At 63.5% G+C, this 15,389-nt stretch carries 19 protein-coding genes; 14 read left to right on the forward strand and 5 right to left on the reverse strand.

What is annotated here, in order from left to right; translation table 11 throughout:
* Positions 1-134: 134 nt before the first annotated feature.
* Genes phnE through phnP form a run of 11 tightly spaced genes read left to right on the forward strand, consistent with a single transcriptional unit; the run spans position 135 to position 8,545 of the window.
* Positions 135-917: a phosphonate ABC transporter, permease protein PhnE gene (gene phnE, locus CXQ82_RS09015; RefSeq protein ID WP_012723051.1), complete on the forward strand. Its 783-nt coding sequence runs from the start codon at positions 135-137 to the stop codon at positions 915-917.
* A gap of 36 nt (positions 918-953) precedes the next feature.
* The gene (phnF, locus tag CXQ82_RS09020; RefSeq protein ID WP_177409891.1) at positions 954-1,658 is read left to right on the forward strand and encodes a phosphonate metabolism transcriptional regulator PhnF; all 705 of its coding nucleotides are present in this window, start codon (positions 954-956) and stop codon (positions 1,656-1,658) included.
* Positions 1,659-1,670: 12 nt separating this feature from the next.
* Positions 1,671-2,108 carry a phosphonate C-P lyase system protein PhnG gene (gene phnG / locus CXQ82_RS09025; RefSeq protein ID WP_101268058.1) on the forward strand — a complete coding sequence of 146 codons (438 nt, stop codon included), beginning with the start codon at positions 1,671-1,673 and terminating at the stop codon, positions 2,106-2,108.
* Positions 2,108-2,698, forward strand: coding sequence for a phosphonate C-P lyase system protein PhnH (gene phnH / locus CXQ82_RS09030; RefSeq protein WP_101268059.1), 591 nt, complete (start codon positions 2,108-2,110; stop codon positions 2,696-2,698). Before phnG ends, phnH begins: the two co-directional genes overlap by 1 nt.
* Positions 2,698-3,774, forward strand: coding sequence for a carbon-phosphorus lyase complex subunit PhnI (locus CXQ82_RS09035; protein ID WP_101268061.1), 1,077 nt, complete (start codon positions 2,698-2,700; stop codon positions 3,772-3,774). Before phnH ends, CXQ82_RS09035 begins: the two co-directional genes overlap by 1 nt.
* Positions 3,767-4,609, forward strand: coding sequence for an alpha-D-ribose 1-methylphosphonate 5-phosphate C-P-lyase PhnJ (locus CXQ82_RS09040; RefSeq protein WP_101268063.1), 843 nt, complete (start codon positions 3,767-3,769; stop codon positions 4,607-4,609). The genes CXQ82_RS09035 and CXQ82_RS09040 overlap by 8 nt, the downstream gene beginning before the upstream one ends.
* Positions 4,570-5,379, forward strand: a complete 810-nt coding sequence (phnK, locus tag CXQ82_RS09045; protein WP_164445019.1) for a phosphonate C-P lyase system protein PhnK — start codon at positions 4,570-4,572, stop codon at positions 5,377-5,379. Before CXQ82_RS09040 ends, phnK begins: the two co-directional genes overlap by 40 nt.
* The gene (gene phnL, locus CXQ82_RS09050) at positions 5,379-6,098 is read left to right on the forward strand and encodes a phosphonate C-P lyase system protein PhnL (RefSeq protein ID WP_101268067.1); all 720 of its coding nucleotides are present in this window, start codon (positions 5,379-5,381) and stop codon (positions 6,096-6,098) included. Before phnK ends, phnL begins: the two co-directional genes overlap by 1 nt.
* Positions 6,088-7,233 carry an alpha-D-ribose 1-methylphosphonate 5-triphosphate diphosphatase gene (locus CXQ82_RS09055; protein WP_101268069.1) on the forward strand — a complete coding sequence of 382 codons (1,146 nt, stop codon included), beginning with the start codon at positions 6,088-6,090 and terminating at the stop codon, positions 7,231-7,233. The genes phnL and CXQ82_RS09055 overlap by 11 nt, the downstream gene beginning before the upstream one ends.
* A complete protein-coding gene (gene phnN / locus CXQ82_RS09060) occupies positions 7,233-7,805 on the forward strand; it encodes a phosphonate metabolism protein/1,5-bisphosphokinase (PRPP-forming) PhnN (protein ID WP_101268071.1) in 573 nt (190 codons plus the stop codon). The genes CXQ82_RS09055 and phnN overlap by 1 nt, the downstream gene beginning before the upstream one ends.
* The gene (gene phnP, locus CXQ82_RS09065; protein WP_101268073.1) at positions 7,796-8,545 is read left to right on the forward strand and encodes a phosphonate metabolism protein PhnP; all 750 of its coding nucleotides are present in this window, start codon (positions 7,796-7,798) and stop codon (positions 8,543-8,545) included. Before phnN ends, phnP begins: the two co-directional genes overlap by 10 nt.
* A gap of 114 nt (positions 8,546-8,659) precedes the next feature.
* Here the strand turns inward: phnP and CXQ82_RS09070 are convergent, their stop codons facing one another.
* Positions 8,660-9,541 carry a LysR family transcriptional regulator gene (locus tag CXQ82_RS09070; protein WP_101268075.1) on the reverse strand — a complete coding sequence of 294 codons (882 nt, stop codon included), beginning with the start codon at positions 9,539-9,541 and terminating at the stop codon, positions 8,660-8,662.
* Positions 9,542-9,753: 212 nt separating this feature from the next.
* Here CXQ82_RS09070 and CXQ82_RS09075 point away from each other — a divergent pair, with 212 nt between their 5' ends.
* Positions 9,754-9,927: a type II toxin-antitoxin system HicA family toxin gene (locus CXQ82_RS09075; protein WP_101268077.1), complete on the forward strand. Its 174-nt coding sequence runs from the start codon at positions 9,754-9,756 to the stop codon at positions 9,925-9,927.
* An 11-nt stretch (positions 9,928-9,938) separates the two neighbouring features.
* Complete coding sequence (locus CXQ82_RS09080) at positions 9,939-10,343, forward strand: type II toxin-antitoxin system HicB family antitoxin (protein WP_101268080.1); 405 nt, start codon at positions 9,939-9,941, stop codon at positions 10,341-10,343.
* A gap of 5 nt (positions 10,344-10,348) precedes the next feature.
* Here the strand turns inward: CXQ82_RS09080 and CXQ82_RS09085 are convergent, their stop codons facing one another.
* Positions 10,349-11,545 (reverse strand): MFS transporter, encoded by a 1,197-nt coding sequence (locus tag CXQ82_RS09085; RefSeq protein WP_101268083.1) that lies wholly within the window; start codon positions 11,543-11,545, stop codon positions 10,349-10,351.
* 176 nt (positions 11,546-11,721) lie between these two features.
* Between CXQ82_RS09085 and CXQ82_RS09090 the strand changes: the two genes are divergently transcribed.
* Positions 11,722-12,342 carry a DUF5666 domain-containing protein gene (locus CXQ82_RS09090; protein WP_101268085.1) on the forward strand — a complete coding sequence of 207 codons (621 nt, stop codon included), beginning with the start codon at positions 11,722-11,724 and terminating at the stop codon, positions 12,340-12,342.
* Positions 12,343-12,503: 161 nt separating this feature from the next.
* On the opposite strand, the gene CXQ82_RS09095 is transcribed toward CXQ82_RS09090, so the two are convergent.
* From CXQ82_RS09095 to CXQ82_RS09105, 3 genes are all read right to left on the reverse strand, one after another.
* The gene (locus tag CXQ82_RS09095) at positions 12,504-13,508 is read right to left on the reverse strand and encodes a sulfate ABC transporter substrate-binding protein (protein ID WP_101268087.1); all 1,005 of its coding nucleotides are present in this window, start codon (positions 13,506-13,508) and stop codon (positions 12,504-12,506) included.
* Between the two features lie 105 nt (positions 13,509-13,613).
* Positions 13,614-14,438, reverse strand: a complete 825-nt coding sequence (locus CXQ82_RS09100; RefSeq protein ID WP_101268089.1) for an ion transporter — start codon at positions 14,436-14,438, stop codon at positions 13,614-13,616.
* A gap of 31 nt (positions 14,439-14,469) precedes the next feature.
* Entirely contained in the window at positions 14,470-15,345 is an 876-nt protein-coding gene (locus tag CXQ82_RS09105; RefSeq protein ID WP_101268091.1) for an urea transporter, read from the reverse strand.
* Positions 15,346-15,389 lie beyond the last annotated feature (44 nt).

Raw genomic sequence — 15,389 nt, forward strand, 5'->3', positions numbered from 1 at the left:
CCGGGCTTAATGTGGGAGCGGGCGTGCTCGCGAATGCGGTGAGTCAGTCGCCGAATGCATTGAATGACACACCGCATTCGCGAGCAAGCCCGCTCCCACAGAGATCCAGTTCCAACCTTTAGCGAGAGTGATCCATGACGACTTTGCATGCTGAAGCCGTGGGCAAAAGAACCTGGCCGCAATACCTCGGCTGGGGTCTGTTCCTGGTCCTGCTGGCCTGGGCCTGGCACGGCGCGGAAATGAACCCACTGGCGTTGTACCGCGATTCCGGAAACATGGCGACCTTCGCCGCCGACTTCTTCCCACCGGACTTCCACGAGTGGCGCTCCTACCTCAAGGAGATGATCGTCACCGTACAAATCGCCCTCTGGGGCACGGTGCTTGCCATCGTGTGTTCGGTGCCGCTGGGCATTCTCTGCGCCGACAACATCACGCCCTGGTGGGTCCACCAACCGCTGCGTCGGGTGATGGACGCGTTCCGTTCCATCAATGAAATGGTGTTCGCGATGTTGTTCGTGGTCGCCGTCGGCCTCGGTCCCTTTGCGGGGGTATTGGCCTTGTGGATCAGCACCACCGGGGTACTCGCCAAGCTGTTTGCCGAGGCCGTCGAAGCCATCGACCCCGGCCCGGTAGAAGGCGTGCGGGCCACCGGTGCGAGTGCCTTGCAGGAAGTGATCTACGGCGTGATCCCCCAAGTGATGCCGCTGTGGGTGAGCTACGCGCTGTACCGCTTCGAAGCCAATGTGCGTTCGGCCACGGTGGTGGGGATGGTCGGTGCCGGCGGGATCGGCGTGATCCTCTGGGAAAACATCCGCGCCTTCCAGTTCGTACAAACCTGCGCGGTGCTGCTGGTGATCATCGTGGTGGTGAGCGCTATCGACGTGCTGTCCCAACGCCTGCGCAAGCAGTTCATCTGACGTCGGAGGGGTGCCCGCGCGGCGCTTTTTTTAAGCATGCAGTTGTCTAGACAAGAAGAGCCGGTGTACCGCGAACTCGCGGACATCCTGCGCCGTGAACTGAGCAGCTACCAGGCGGGCGACTTCCTGCCCGGCGAGGTGCACATGGCCGAGCGTTTTGGCGTCAACCGCCATACCTTGCGCCGCGCCATCGACGAGCTGGTGTTCGAAGGCAGCCTGTTGCGCCGCCAGGGCAAGGGCACCCAGGTGCTCGACCGCCCGCTGATTTACTCGATGGGCGCCGAGACGTCCTACAGCCAGTCGTTGTCGGCCCAGGGCGTGGGCGTCGAGGCGGTGTTGCTCAAGCGCCGCTACTGCTACGCCAGCCGCGAAGAGGCCATGCACCTGGGCATCGCCGAAATGGCGCCGATGATCGAGCTGCAAACCCTGCGCAAACTCGACCAGCAGCCCGTCAGCTTGATCCGCCATCGCTACTGCGCCAGCCGCGCGCCGTTGCTGGCCGACTACACCGGCGGCTCGTTGCGCCAGTACCTGCGCGAGCGTGAGCTGCCGCTGAGCCGCACGCAAAGCCTGATCGGTGCGCGTTTGCCCAACCGTGATGAGGCCGCGCTGCTGCTGATGCCTCGGCACTTGCCGGCCCTCACGGTCTTTACCCTTTCCTGCGATCGCGACGGCCGCCCGGTGGAGCTGGCGCAGTCCACCAGCCGTTCGGATCGCTTTCAGTACCAAGTGGTGACATGAATGGAGAGCACGATGAGCCTGTCCCCGCGACAACATTGGATCGGCGTATTAGCCCGCGCCCAGCTCAATGAATTGCAACCTCACGCAGCCGCTTTGAAGGACGCGCAATACCAACTGATCCGCGCTCCGGAAATCGGCATGACCCTGGTGCGCGGCCGCATGGGCGGCGATGGCGCTGCCTTCAACGTCGGCGAAATGAGCGTGACCCGCTGCGTGGTGCGCCTGGCCGATGGCCGCACCGGCTACAGCTATCTCGCCGGGCGCGACAAGCTCCACGCCGAGCTGGCGGCCCTGGCCGACGCCCACCTGCAAGGCAGCCAGCCGAGCATCTGGCTCAGCGACTTGATCACTGCGCTGGCGGACGCCCAGGCCCAGCGCCGCGCGCAAAAACAAGCCGACACGGCGGCCACCAAGGTGGAGTTCTTCACCCTGGTGCGAGGAGAAAACTGATGAACGCTCACCTGTTGCAACCGGCCTTCGTCGACCCGGTGCTGGACGCCCAGCGCGGTTTTCGCAGTGCGCTCAAGGCCCTGGCCGAGCCGGGCCTGATCCAGCACCTGCCCTCGGCGCCGCGCCTCGATGGCCTGGCGCCCGCCACCTACGCCCTGTGCCTGGCCCTGCTGGATGTGGACACGCCGCTGTGGCTGGCGCCGAGCTTCGACACGCCGCTGATCCGCGCCAACCTGGCCTTCCACTGCGGCTGCCCGCTCACGGCTAAGCGCGAAGACGCCGTGTTCGCGCTGCTGGGTGAACAGGACCTGCTCGACCTCGGTGGCTTCGACCACGGCAATGACCGTTACCCGGACCAGTCCTGCACCTTGCTCGTGCAGCTCACCGACCTGGAAGCCGGGCGCGGTTTGCACTGGTACGGCCCGGGGATCAAACACCAGCGCCGCGTGCAACTGCCGGTACCGCAAGCCTTCTGGCAGGAACGCCAGCGCCGCGAAGCTTTCCCCCGTGGCCTCGACGTGCTGTTCGCCGCCGGTCATCACCTGATCGGCCTGCCGCGCAGCAGCCGCATTGCAGAGGAGCACGCCTGATGTACGTAGCCGTCAAAGGTGGCGAACAGGCCATCGATAATGCCCACCGCCTGCTGGCGAAAAAACGCCGGGGCAATACGGCAATTCCCGAACTGAGCGTGACGCAGATCCGCGAGCAACTGCCGTTGGCGGTCGCGCGGGTGATGACCGAAGGCTCGCTGTTCGATGAAGAGCTCGCCGCCCTCGCGATCAAGCAAGCGGCGGGGGACCTGGTGGAGGCGATCTTCCTGTTGCGCGCCTACCGCACCACGCTGCCGCGCTTCAGCCCGAGCCTGCCGATTGACACTTCAAGCATGTCGTTGAGCCGGCGTTTGTCCGCCACCTTCAAGGACGTACCCGGCGGCCAACTGCTCGGCCCGACCTTCGACTACACCCACCGCCTGCTGGATTTCTCGCTGCTCGCCGAGGGCGACTACCCAGGCCCGCAGACCCACCCGGAGGCGCGCATCGACGCCTGCCCGCGCGTGCTCGGCTTGCTTGCCAAAGAAGGCTTGATCAAGCACGAGAGCGACGACAACGCCAGCGTCGCCGACATTACCCGCGACCCGCTGGAATACCCCGCCAGCCGTGCCGAGCGCCTGCAAGCCCTGGCCCGTGGCGATGAAGGTTTCCTGTTGGCGTTGGGCTATTCGACCCAGCGCGGCTACGGCCGCAACCATCCATTTGCCGGTGAGATTCGTATCGGCGAGGTGGACGTGTGGATCGACCCCGAAGAGCTGGGTTTCCCCATCTGCCTGGGCAGCATCGAAGTCACCGAGTGCGAGATGGTCAACCAGTTCGTCGGCTCGGCCACCGAGCCGGCGCAGTTCACCCGGGGTTATGGCCTGGCGTTCGGGCATGCCGAGCGCAAGGCCATGGGCATGGCCCTGGTGGACCGCTCGCTGCGTGCCGAGGAATACAACGAAGAAGTCGTCTCGCCGGCCCAGCGCGAAGAATTTGTGCTGGCCCACTGCGACAACGTCGAGGCGGCGGGTTTTGTCTCGCACCTCAAATTGCCTCACTACGTGGACTTCCAGTCCGAACTGGAACTGATCCGCAAACTGCGCCAACCGGCCGAGGGCTCCCGCCATGAATGACACGGCCTACAACTTCGCCTACCTCGACGAGCAGACCAAACGCATGATCCGCCGCGCCTTGCTCAAGGCCGTGGCGATCCCCGGTTACCAGGTGCCGTTCGGTGGCCGCGAGATGCCACTGCCTTACGGTTGGGGCACCGGCGGCATGCAACTGACCGCCGCAATCCTCGGCGACGATGACGTGCTCAAAGTGATCGACCAGGGCGCGGATGACACCACCAACGCCGTCTCTATCCGGCGCTTTTTTGCCCGTACCGCCGGCGTCGCCACCACCGAAGCCACGCCCGATGCCACGGTGATCCAGACCCGCCACCGCATCCCCGAAACCCCGCTGCAAGCCGGGCAGATCATGGTCTACCAGGTGCCGATCCCCGAGCCGCTGCGTTTTATCGAACCGTCGGAAACCGAGACGCGCACCATGCACGCCCTCAACGATTACGGGGTGATGCACGTGAAGCTCTATGAAGACATCGCCACCTTCGGCCACATCGCCACCAGCTACGCCTACCCGGTGATGGTCGATGAGCGGTACGTGATGGACCCGTCGCCGATCCCCAAATTCGACAACCCCAAACTCGACATGAGCCCGGCGCTGATGCTGTTCGGCGCCGGCCGCGAAAAGCGCCTGTACGCGGTGCCGCCGTACACCCAGGTCACCAGCCTGGACTTTGAAGACCACCCGTTCGAAGTCCAGCAGTGGGAACACAACTGTGCCATTTGCGGCAGCCATGAATCGTTCCTCGATGAGCTGATTCTCGACGACGCCGGCACCCAGAGTTTTGTCTGCTCGGACACCTGGTACTGCGCGCAACGCGTCAAGGAGAACACCCAGTGAGCCAGCCGTTATTGCAAGTGCGTGACCTGTCGCTGTTGTACGGCCCGGAGAAGGGCTGCCAGGGCGTGAGCTTCGATTTGTACCCCGGCGAAGTGCTGGGGATTGTCGGCGAGTCCGGCTCGGGCAAATCCACCTTGCTGTCGTTGTTGAGCGGGCGTTTACCACCCCAGGCGGGAAGCATCGGCTACCGCAGCAAGGACGGTGAATGGCTGGATTTGTACAGCGCCAGTGAGGCCGAGCGCCGCACCTTGTTGCGCACCGAGTGGGGCTTTGTCGAACAGAACCCCCGCGACGGCCTGCGCATGGGCGTGTCGGCCGGCGCCAACATTGGCGAGCGCCTGATGGCCCAAGGCGTGCGCAACTATGCGCAACTGCGCGGCGCCGGTCTCGACTGGCTGGGCCAGGTGGAGATCGACCCGCAGCGCATCGATGACTTGCCGCGCACCTTCTCCGGCGGCATGCAGCAGCGCCTGCAGATCGCCCGCAACCTGGTCTCAAGCCCGCGCCTGGTGTTCATGGACGAACCCACCGGCGGCCTCGACGTGTCGGTGCAGGCGCGCCTGCTCGACCTGCTGCGCGGCCTGGTGCGCGAGCTGGACTTGGCCGTGGTGATCGTCACCCATGACCTGGCCGTGGCCCGCCTGTTGGCCGACCGCTTGATGGTGATGCGCCGCTCGCGGGTGGTGGAAACCGGGCTCACCGACCAGATCCTCGACGATCCACAGCACCCTTACTCTCAACTGCTGGTGTCTTCGGTATTGCAGCCATGATGAATGCCTTGATCGAGGTCCGTGACCTCTCGAAAACCTTCACCCTGCACCAGCAGAACGGCGTAGTGCTTAACGTGTTGCGCGCTGTGGCGTTCAGTGTGCAGGCTGGCGAGTGCCTGGTGTTGCACGGCGAGTCCGGCGCGGGCAAAAGCACCTTGCTGCGCACCCTGTATGGCAACTACCTGCCGGCCGGTGGCAGCATCCGCGTGCGCCACGCCGGTGAGTGGCTGGAGCTGGTCGGTGCCGAGCCGCGCGACATCTTGCAGGTGCGCCAGCAGACGCTGGGCTATGTCAGCCAGTTCCTGCGGGTGATCCCGCGTGTGGCCTGCCTGGACGTGGTGATGGAGCCCGCCCTGGCCCGTGGCTGGTCCAAGGCCAACGCGCAGTCCCGCGCCGAGCACCTGCTGACCCGCCTGAATATCCCCAAGCGCCTGTGGCAACTGGCGCCCGGTACTTTCTCCGGTGGCGAGCAACAGCGCGTCAACATCGCCCGCGGCTTTATGGTGGAGTGGCCGGTGCTGCTGCTGGACGAACCGACCGCGTCCCTGGACGACAACAACCGCCAGGTGGTGCTGGAACTGATGAACGAAGCCAAGGCCGCCGGCGCCGCGCTGATAGGCATCTTCCACGACCGCGTCGCCCGTGAAGCGGTCGCCGACCGCCATTTCGACATGACCCCCGCACCCGTCGCCCCAGAGGAATACGCCGATGCCCGCTGAACAGATCCTCAGTAATGCCCAGATCGTCACGGCCGAGCGCATGTTCCTGGGCACGGTGGTGTTGCGCGACGGCCAGATCGTCGACCTCGCCGAAGGCCGCAGCCAGTTGCCCCAGGCCCAGGACCTGGGTGCGGACTTCCTGTTGCCGGGGCTGGTGGAACTGCACACCGACAACCTGGAAAAACACATGACCCCGCGCCCGGGCGTGGACTGGCCGTCGACCTCGGCAGTGCTCAGCCACGATGCGCAGATCATCGCGGCCGGCATCACCACGGTGTTCGACGCGGTGTCCATCGGCGATGTGAACCCCAAGGGCAACCGCATGAAAAAGCTGCCGGCGATGCTCGATGCCATCGCCCAGGCCGAAGGCGCCGGCCTGACACGCGCCGAGCACCACCTGCACCTGCGCTGCGAGCTGTGCCACCCGGACACCCTCAGCGTGTTCCGCGACCTGGTGGAAAACCCGCTGGTGCGGCTGGTGTCGGTGATGGACCATTCGCCGGGCCAGCGCCAGTTCGTGCTTGAATCCAAGTACCGTGAGTACTACATGGGCAAGTACCACCTCAACGACGAAACCATGGACGCGTTTATCGTGCTGCAAATGGCCAACTCCCGGGAGTACAGCGACCGCTACCGCGCGGCCATTGTCGAGCATTGCCTGGCGCGTGGCCTGTCGGTGGCCAGCCATGACGACGCGACCCTGGCCCACGTGGAGGAATCGGCGCGCTACGGCATGACCATCGCCGAATTCCCCACCACCCTGGAAGCCGCCAAGGGCTGCCAGGCACTGAACATGAAAGTATTGATGGGCGCGCCGAACGTGGTGCGCGGTGGGTCACACTCGGGTAATGTGGCCGCCGCCGGCCTGGCTGCCGAGGGCTTGCTGGATATACTTTCCAGTGACTACTACCCGGCCAGCCTGTTGCAGGCCGCGTTTGTGCTGGCAGATCAACAGGACGGCGGCGACCTGTCGCGAGCGGTCAAGATGATCAGCCTGGCGCCTGCGCAAGCGGCGGGTCTCGATGATCGCGGTGAAATTGCCATCGGCCTGCGTGCGGATCTGGTGCAAGCCCGCAGCCGCGAAGGGCTTCCTGTAGTGCAACAAGTCTGGCGACAGGCGAAGAGGGTGTTTTGATGGCGGGCAGGTTGATCTATCTCATCGGGCCATCCGGTTCGGGCAAGGACAGCCTGCTGGATGCCGCACGCCCGCGTTTGGCCGAGCGCGGCTGCCGCATTGTGCGCCGCGTGATCACCCGCTCGGCGGAAGCCGTAGGTGAAGCGGCCCAAGGGGTGAGCCCGGAGCAGTTCGCCGCGCTGCAAGCCGAGGGTGCGTTTGCCCTCAGCTGGCAGGCGAATGGGTTGTCCTACGGCATTCCCGGAGAAATCGACGACTGGCTGGCGGCGGGGGACGACGTGCTGGTCAACGGTTCGCGTGCGCACCTGGCGCATACCCGCGAGCGCTATCCGGATGTGCTGGTGCTGTTGCTGACGGTGGATCAAGCCGTGTTGCGCCAGCGTCTGATCGCCCGGGGGCGTGAATCCCTGGCGGATATCGAAGCGCGCCTGGCGCGCAATGCACGTTTCACCGCCGAACTGATTGCCGGCAATGGCGTGGGCTTGTTCGTACTGGACAATTCCGGCCCCTTGGAAAACACCGTCGAGCGCCTGCTGTGCTGCCTCGACCACGGGCACTCGGCATGCGCCTGACGCTGCTCGGCACCGGTGACGCGCGGCAAGTCCCGGTGTATGGCTGCGACTGTGCCGCATGCGGGTTGGCGCGCACTGACCCAGCCTTGCGCCGCCGCCCCTGCAGCGCGCTGATCGAATGCGGCGACCAGCGCTGGTTGATCGACAGCGGCCTGCCCGACCTCACCGAACGTTTTCCGCCGCGCAGCTTCAACGGGATTTTCCAGACCCATTACCACGCCGATCATGCGCAAGGCCTGCTGCACCTGCGCTGGGGCCAGGGGCTGGTGATTCCGGTGCATGGCCCGGCAGACCCGGAGGGCCTGTCCGACCTCTACAAACATCCTGGCATTCTCGATTTCAGCCAGCCGTTCGCTGAGTTCGAAACCCGACGGTTTGGCGAGCTGAGCGTCACCGCATTGCCGTTGCAGCATTCCAAGCTGACCTTGGGTTACCTGCTGGAAGGCGAAGGTCGGCGCATCGCCTACCTCACCGACACCGTTGGGCTGCCGCCGGCCACACTGGCCTGGCTCCAACGTGAACCGCCCGACGTGCTGGTGCTCGACTGCTCGATGCCGCCGCAGCCGCAAGCCCCGCGCAACCACAACGACCTGACCCTGGCGTTACACAGCATTGAGCAAACCGGTGCGCAACTGGGCGTGCTGACCCATGTGGGGCATACGCTGGATGCATGGTTGCTGGCGCATCGGCGCGAGTTGCCGCGGCATGTGTCGGTGGGCTGGGATGGGCGGGTTATCTAAGCGCCGCGAATCCAAAAGGTGGGAGCGGGCTTGCTCGCGAATGCGGTCTATCAGTCAACTATGCATTGACTGGCACACCGCCTTCGCGAGCAAGCCCGCTCCCACATTGGGTCTTCATTGAGCCAACAGGTGTTCCACATACTCCACAAACGCCCGCGCCTTGGCGCTCGCCATCCTCCCGGTGGGAAACACGGCCCATAAATCCCGGGGCGGCAGTGTCCAATCGGTCAGCACGGTCTTGACCTCGCCGCTGGCCAGTTCCGGCGCGAACATCCAGGTGGACGACAACGTCAGCCCCAAATGACTCAGCACGCCGGCGCGCACGCCCTCGGCGGCGGTGACGCGCAGGCGGCCGTGGGCGACGAGGGAGTAGTGTGTGTCGCCTTGGGTGAAGGTCCAGTGCGAGCCTTCGCCACGGGTATAGATGATTGCCTGGTGTTGCAGCAGATCCGCCGGGGTGGCGGGTTCGCCGAACCGTGCGAAATACGCCGGGGTGCCGAGGATCACGCAGGGCGATTCGCCGATCTTGCGCGCCGTTAGGCTTGAATCATCCAGGTTGCCCATGCGCAGGGCGACATCGATGCCTTCTTCCACCAGATTGCGCACGCGGTCATCCAGTACCACGTCCACATTGATACCGGGGTACTGCGCAAGGAACGGCCCCAGGTGCGGAATGATGTGCATGCGCGCGAAGGTCACCGCCGCGCTGATGCGCAGGTTGCCCGACAGCCCCGCGCCGGCGCCACGGGCGGCGTCATCGGCCTCGTTGGCTTCATCGATGGCGCGCCTGGCCTTGTCGAAAAACGCCAGGCCCGCCTCGGTGGGCGTCAGGCCCCGCGTGGAGCGCATCACTAAGCGTACCCCCAGGCGCGCCTCCAACTGCGCAATGCTCTTGGACACGGCAGGTTGGCCAATCCCCAAGCGTTTGGCGGCGGCCGAGAACGAGCCGGTTTCGACGACGTGGACGAAGGTTTCCATGGCGGTGAGGCGGTCCATCGGGTGTCCTTGGGTTTATCGGGTGAGGGCGTCGAGCATTGCCGAGGGTTCTGGGGGTTAAGTGTAATCGGGGTTGACCGCGGCGTAACGGATCACGCTGCCCTGGCCGTTCAACATTCGGTAAAACAGCCGACAGTCGGGATCGGCCAATCTGTGCTTGAGTAAAGATAACTCTAGGGTTACGTTTATTCGGGCCAAGCCACGAGGCTGGAGTGCAGAGCAGGCTATTGATCAAGGAGCTGCAAGAGGCGGGTTGGGTGCTGGATCGGGTAACGGGCAGTCATCATATTTTTACTCACCGCTATAGCCCGTACACGATCCCGGTGCCGCATCCAAAAAAGGCCGTCAGAAGCATCAGGAAACGCGCCGGGCTGTTTCAGTTTTAAGGAGAGCATGCATGCAATACCCAATCTGTATCGAATGGGGCGATGATTTCACCGCTACCGGTATCCAGATCCCCGACATCCCAGGCGCAGTCACCGCCGGGGACAGTTTTGAAGAGGCCTACAACGCTGCCGTGGAGGTCGCGCACATCATGCTGCAAGAGATTGCTGCAGAGGGTGGGCCGATTCCGATGCCCACCTCGGTGGCCACTCATCACGCTCACGAAGACTATGCCGGAATGGGCTGGGGCATGTTGGAGCTGGACATCTCGCCTTATCTGGGCAAGACCGAGAAGGTCAACGTGACCTTGCCCGGTTATGTCATCCAGCGCATCGACCGTTATGTGCGAGAGCACAAGGTCAAAAGCCGCTCGTCATTTCTGGCGGACGCGGCTTTGGAGAAGTTGGTGCGCTCCTGAGGGGATCAGGCAGTCGCTACCCTGGCTTCACGGGGTGCACTCAGGAACCGCAACAGCGCCACCAGTGGGAACGCGCTGCCCACCAGCATCACGCCCAGCCAGCCGCCGTGTTCGTACACGCTGCTGGCAATGGCCGAGCCGAAGGCGCCGCCGATGAAGATGCTGGTCATGTACAGCGCGTTCAGACGGCTGCGGCTGTTGGCGTCGAGGGCGTAGATGGCACGCTGGCCGAGGACCATGTTCATCTGCACGCAGAAGTCCAGGACCACGCCGGTCACTGCCAGGCCGATCACGCTGTACAGCGGGTGTACGAAGGCCGGCAGAAAGCTGAGGGCTGCGAACAGCATGGCCAGCAGCGAAGCGCGGTAGGTGTGACCGGCATCGGCCAGGCGGCCGGCAATGGGCGCGGCGATGGCGCCGAGGGCACCCACCAGCGCAAACAGCGCGATCTCGCTTTGGCTCAGGCCGTGATTGCGCGCCAGCTCCAGGGGCGCAGCCGTCCAGAACAGGCTGAAGGTGGCGAACATGCCGCCTTGATAGAACGCGCGTTGGCGCAGAACCGGTTGCCGGCGCAGCAGGGTGCCGAGGGAACGCAACAGTTGGCCGTAGCTGGCACTGTGGTCGGGTTGGCGCTTGGGAATGGTCAACATCAGTACCACGCTGATAAACGCCATCAGCGCGGCAGCTGCCATGAACATCGCTCGCCAGCCGAAGTGGTCAGCCACCACGCTGGACACCGGCCGTGCCAGCAGAATACCCAGCAGCAGGCCGCCCATGATGCTGCCGACTACGCGGCCACGGGATTCGGCGGGGGCCAGGTGTGCGGCCAGCGGGATCAGAATTTGCACCGAGACGGAACTGAAACCGATCAGCAATGACACAAGCAGGAACAAATTCGGCTGCTCGGTAAACGCTGCACCCAGTAGGCTGGCGATGGCTACCACGGTGGTGGTAATCATCAGTTTGCGGTTTTCCAGCAGGTCGCCCAGGGGCACCAGGAAGAACAGGCCCAGGGCGTAACCGATTTGCGTGAGGGACACGATCAGGCTGGCCATTGCCGGCGTAAGGCCGATGTCCGGCGCGATCAGTTCGATGATCGGCTGCGCGTAGTAGATGTTGGCGACGATGGCGCCGCAGCAAAACGCAAACAGCATCACCATGCTCCGGGTCATGGTGGTTGTAGCGTGGGAATCAGCGTTCATGGTGTTCTCATAAATGCGAAGGAAAGTGGGGCGAGCCTAAAGACAACACCGTAGCCCGGGTAGGCCGCTGGCAGTGATAACACTCATGCCCGGTAATGATGAGTGAATCGTTAACTTTCTGCGCGAACGCCAATGATACATTCAGACACAACTGCCGAAACAGGAAATCCATTGCGATGAAGATCACGTTGAACAAGATGCTCATGGCCTCGACCCTTGCCGCAGCCATGGCCATAGGCCTGGCCAACGCCCAGGCCGCCGATGCACCGCGCGTCGGTGTGCGCGGCGCTATCACCGCCGTCGACGGCGACGCCCTGCACGTCAAGGTCAACAGTGGCGAAGACGTCACCGTGCACCTGACCAAAGACACCCAGGTACGCGCCGTGACCCTGGCCAAGATCGATGAGATCAAGCCCGGCAGCTACATCGGCTCTGCGGCCATGCCCAACGCCGACGGCACCTTGACCGCCCTCGAAGTGCACGTATTCCCCCCCGCCATGGCCGGCACGGGCGATGGGCATCGGGCGTTTGACTTGAAAGAAGGCAGCAGCATGACCAACGGCACCGTCGGCGACCTGGTGGTCAGCAACGGGCGAACCCTGACCGTCAAATACAAAGGCGGCGAGCAGAAGATCGTAGTGCCGGACGATGTGCCCATCGTCAACCTGGAGCCGGGCGATCGCAGTTTGCTCAAGCCGGGAGTGAAGGTGGTGCTGTTTGCGGCGCAGGCGGCGGATGGGACGGTGACGGCGCAGGCCATCTCTGCAGGCAAAGACGGCGTCACACCGCCGATGTAGGGACACATACAGATATAAATGTGGGAGGGGCGGTGCGACGATTCGACTTGCTCCCGATAGCAGTAGTTCAGTCAGCTCATCTGTAACTGATCCACCGCTATCGGGGGCAAGTCGAATCGTCGCACCGCCCCTCCCACATTTTTTTAACCGCGTTTCTTCAGTTATTGACCGGAATAGATCTGATCGAAAACCCCACCATCATTGAAGTGGGTTTTCTGCACGGTGCGCCAGTCACCAAAGGTCTTCTCGACCGACAGGAAGTCGACTTTCGGGAAGCGGTCGGTGTACTTGGCCAGCACTTTTGGATCACGTGGGCGCAGGTAGTTGTTGGCGGCGATTTCCTGGCCTTCCGGCGACCACAGGTACTTCAGGTAGGCTTCGGCGGCCTCGCGGGTGCCTTTTTTCTCGACCACTTTGTCGACTACCGACACCGGCGGCTCGGCTTCGGCGGAGACGCTTGGGTAGATCACTTCGAACTGGTCGCGACCGAATTCGCGGGCGATCATTTCTGCTTCGTTTTCAAAGGTCACCAGCACGTCGCCGATCTGGTTGGTCATGAACGTGGTAGTGGCGGCACGGCCACCGGTGTCCAGCACGGGCGCCTGCTTGAACAGCTTGCCAACAAAGGCCTTGGCCTTGTTTTCGTCGCCGCCGTTCTTCAGTACATAGCCCCAGGCCGACAGGTAGGTGTAGCGGCCGTTACCCGAGGTTTTCGGGTTGGGCACAATCACTTGCACGCCATCTTTGAGCAGGTCTGGCCAGTCTTTCAGGGCTTTTGGGTTGCCTTTGCGCACGATGAACACGGTGGCGGAAGTAAACGGCGCGCTGTTGTTCGGCAGGCGGGTGACCCAGTTGTCTGGCACCAGTTTGCCGTTGTCGACCAGGGCGTTGATGTCGGTGGCCATGTTCATGGTGATCACGTCAGCCGGCAGGCCGTCGATCACCGAGCGCGCTTGTTTGCTGGAACCACCGAAGGACATCTGCAGGGTCAGCTTGTCGTTTGGGTGCTCGGCTTCCCAGTGCTTCTGGAAGGCGGCGTTGTAGTCCTTGTAGAAATCGCGCATCACGTCGTAGGAGACGTTGAGCAGAGAAACGGGGGCAGCCTGGACGGCGCCCGCCAAGGCAAGGCCGGCGGCCAGGAGAGAGGCGCTAACGAGTTTTTTCACTGCTCATTCCTTGTTGTTCGAGAAGGTTGACGATTAAGTGAGGGCAATATGCCAGCGACTATAGCTGGGCCCGCATAGACGCTTAAAGATTAAAACGAACTTTGCTTATTCCTCTTTCTTAAAAAGCGCATTGCCACAGCGTGAGCAGAACGCCGCGTTGGGCTCATGGCTGTTTTTCTTGCACACCGGGCAGTCGGTTTGCAGCTGTTCACCGCGCATGGCACTGGCCAGTTCGGCGGTAAAAATCCCGGTGGGCACGGCGATGATCGAGTAACCGGTGATCATCACCAGCGACGAAATCACCTGGCCCAGCGGCGTTTTCGGCACGATATCGCCAAAGCCCACGGTGGTCAGGGTCACGATCGCCCAGTAGATGCCTTTGGGGATGCTGGTAAAACCATGCTCGGGGCCCTCGATCACGTACATCAAGGTGCCGAACACGGTGACCAGGGTGCACACGCTGACCAGAAACACCACAATCTTCTGCTTGCTGCCGCGCAGCGCGGCCATCAGGTAGTTGGCCTGCTTGAGGTACGGGCTGAGCTTGAGCACGCGGAAAATCCGCAGCATGCGGATGATGCGGATGATCAGCAGGTACTGCGCGTCGCTGTAATACAGCGCAAGGATGCCCGGGACGATGGCCAGCAAGTCCACCAGCCCGTAAAAGCTGAAGGCATAGCGCAACGGCTTGGGCGAGCAGTACAGGCGCAGGCCGTACTCGATCAGGAAGATCAGCGTAAAGCCCCACTCGATATAGGCCAGCACATCAGCGTAGTTCTGGTGCACCTGGTCGATGCTGTCGAGCATCACGATCACCAGGCTGGCGAGGATGATCAGCAGCAGGATGCCGTCAAAGCGCCGCCCGGCAACCGTGTCACTTTGAAAAACCATGACGTAGAGCCGCTGGCGCCAGTCGTTGTTGCTGTCCATAAGTCCCGCCTGCATTGAATATCGGGCAAGCCTAGGGGGATTCGAAGGGGCTGTCCATGCGCGGTTTCTGTAGGATTCGGCGGCCGGCGCGCACCAGCCAGCAGGCGAGGATGAACGGCGCGGTCAGCGCAGGCAGGTGCAGTGCCGCGAAGCCTGGGGTGAGGATGATCGCCAGCAGGATGCCCAGCAACGGTAGCCAGGGTTGGCGGCGCACTTGGCTCAGGGCCAGGGCGGCCAGCGCCGGGTTGTAGCTGTGCAGGCCGAGGAGGGCGGCGGTGGGTTCATCCAGCAGCAAGGCGACCAGCACGCCACTGATGGCCCCGATCAGCGCCCAGGCCGCGGCGCGCCGGTTGGCCAGCAGCAGGCCCAACGCAATCAAGGCACCGGCCAGTGGCTGGTCCAGCAGCATGACTTGCGCCAGCCCGGTAAAAGGCGCAGTGAGGATGGCCAGGCTGTCGGGTTCGCCCAGGGCCAATGTGCTCTGCGGCGCAGTGCCCAGCAGCAACCAGCCCAGGCCGACAAAAGGCGCGGTGTAGGCGGGCAGGTCATTTGGACGGGGAGTGTATTTTAGCCACTGCCGCGTCAGGATCGTGCTCAAGCCGGCGCATGCCAAAATCAGCGGCGGCAACAAGGCCGACCAAGTGAAATGCTGGCTGATCAACAAACCCAACAGCACCCCGTTGTAGCTATAAAGCCCCGCTTGGCGCTCAGCCTTGGGATAGCCCCGCCGTTGAGCCGTGAGCAAACCGGCGACGCCACCCAGCAGCGCACCGCCGAGCAAGGCCGGGGCGCCGACCAGGATGGCCAGCAGGCACAGCAGGCCACACAGTGGCTGGCGTTGCAGGAAAATCTGGCTGAAGCCGTTGAGCAGGGCTTCGGCCCAGTCGGGGCAGGTTGGGTTGTGCATGGTGGTTAGCCAGTGGGACCGAGTTGTACCCATCGGGGGCAAGC

This window comes from Pseudomonas sp. S09G 359, assembly GCF_002843605.1.
Lineage (GTDB): Bacteria > Pseudomonadota > Gammaproteobacteria > Pseudomonadales > Pseudomonadaceae > Aquipseudomonas.

Excerpts from the sequence above, each read along its gene's own strand:
- phnE (WP_012723051.1), top strand. The coding sequence starts at position 135 with ATGACGACTTTGCATGCTGAAGCCGTGGGCAAAAGAACCTGGCCGCAA.
- phnF (WP_177409891.1), top strand. The coding sequence starts at position 954 with ATGCAGTTGTCTAGACAAGAAGAGCCGGTGTACCGCGAACTCGCGGAC.
- phnG (WP_101268058.1), top strand. The coding sequence starts at position 1,671 with ATGAGCCTGTCCCCGCGACAACATTGGATCGGCGTATTAGCCCGCGCC.
- phnH (WP_101268059.1), top strand. The coding sequence starts at position 2,108 with ATGAACGCTCACCTGTTGCAACCGGCCTTCGTCGACCCGGTGCTGGAC.
- CXQ82_RS09035 (WP_101268061.1), top strand. The coding sequence starts at position 2,698 with ATGTACGTAGCCGTCAAAGGTGGCGAACAGGCCATCGATAATGCCCAC.
- CXQ82_RS09040 (WP_101268063.1), top strand. The coding sequence starts at position 3,767 with ATGAATGACACGGCCTACAACTTCGCCTACCTCGACGAGCAGACCAAA.
- phnL (WP_101268067.1), top strand. The coding sequence starts at position 5,379 with ATGAATGCCTTGATCGAGGTCCGTGACCTCTCGAAAACCTTCACCCTG.
- CXQ82_RS09055 (WP_101268069.1), top strand. The coding sequence starts at position 6,088 with ATGCCCGCTGAACAGATCCTCAGTAATGCCCAGATCGTCACGGCCGAG.
- phnN (WP_101268071.1), top strand. The coding sequence starts at position 7,233 with ATGGCGGGCAGGTTGATCTATCTCATCGGGCCATCCGGTTCGGGCAAG.
- phnP (WP_101268073.1), top strand. The coding sequence starts at position 7,796 with ATGCGCCTGACGCTGCTCGGCACCGGTGACGCGCGGCAAGTCCCGGTG.
- CXQ82_RS09070 (WP_101268075.1), bottom strand. The coding sequence starts at position 9,541 with ATGGACCGCCTCACCGCCATGGAAACCTTCGTCCACGTCGTCGAAACC.
- CXQ82_RS09080 (WP_101268080.1), top strand. The coding sequence starts at position 9,939 with ATGCAATACCCAATCTGTATCGAATGGGGCGATGATTTCACCGCTACC.
- CXQ82_RS09085 (WP_101268083.1), bottom strand. The coding sequence starts at position 11,545 with ATGAACGCTGATTCCCACGCTACAACCACCATGACCCGGAGCATGGTG.
- CXQ82_RS09090 (WP_101268085.1), top strand. The coding sequence starts at position 11,722 with ATGAAGATCACGTTGAACAAGATGCTCATGGCCTCGACCCTTGCCGCA.
- CXQ82_RS09100 (WP_101268089.1), bottom strand. The coding sequence starts at position 14,438 with ATGGACAGCAACAACGACTGGCGCCAGCGGCTCTACGTCATGGTTTTT.
- CXQ82_RS09105 (WP_101268091.1), bottom strand. The coding sequence starts at position 15,345 with ATGCACAACCCAACCTGCCCCGACTGGGCCGAAGCCCTGCTCAACGGC.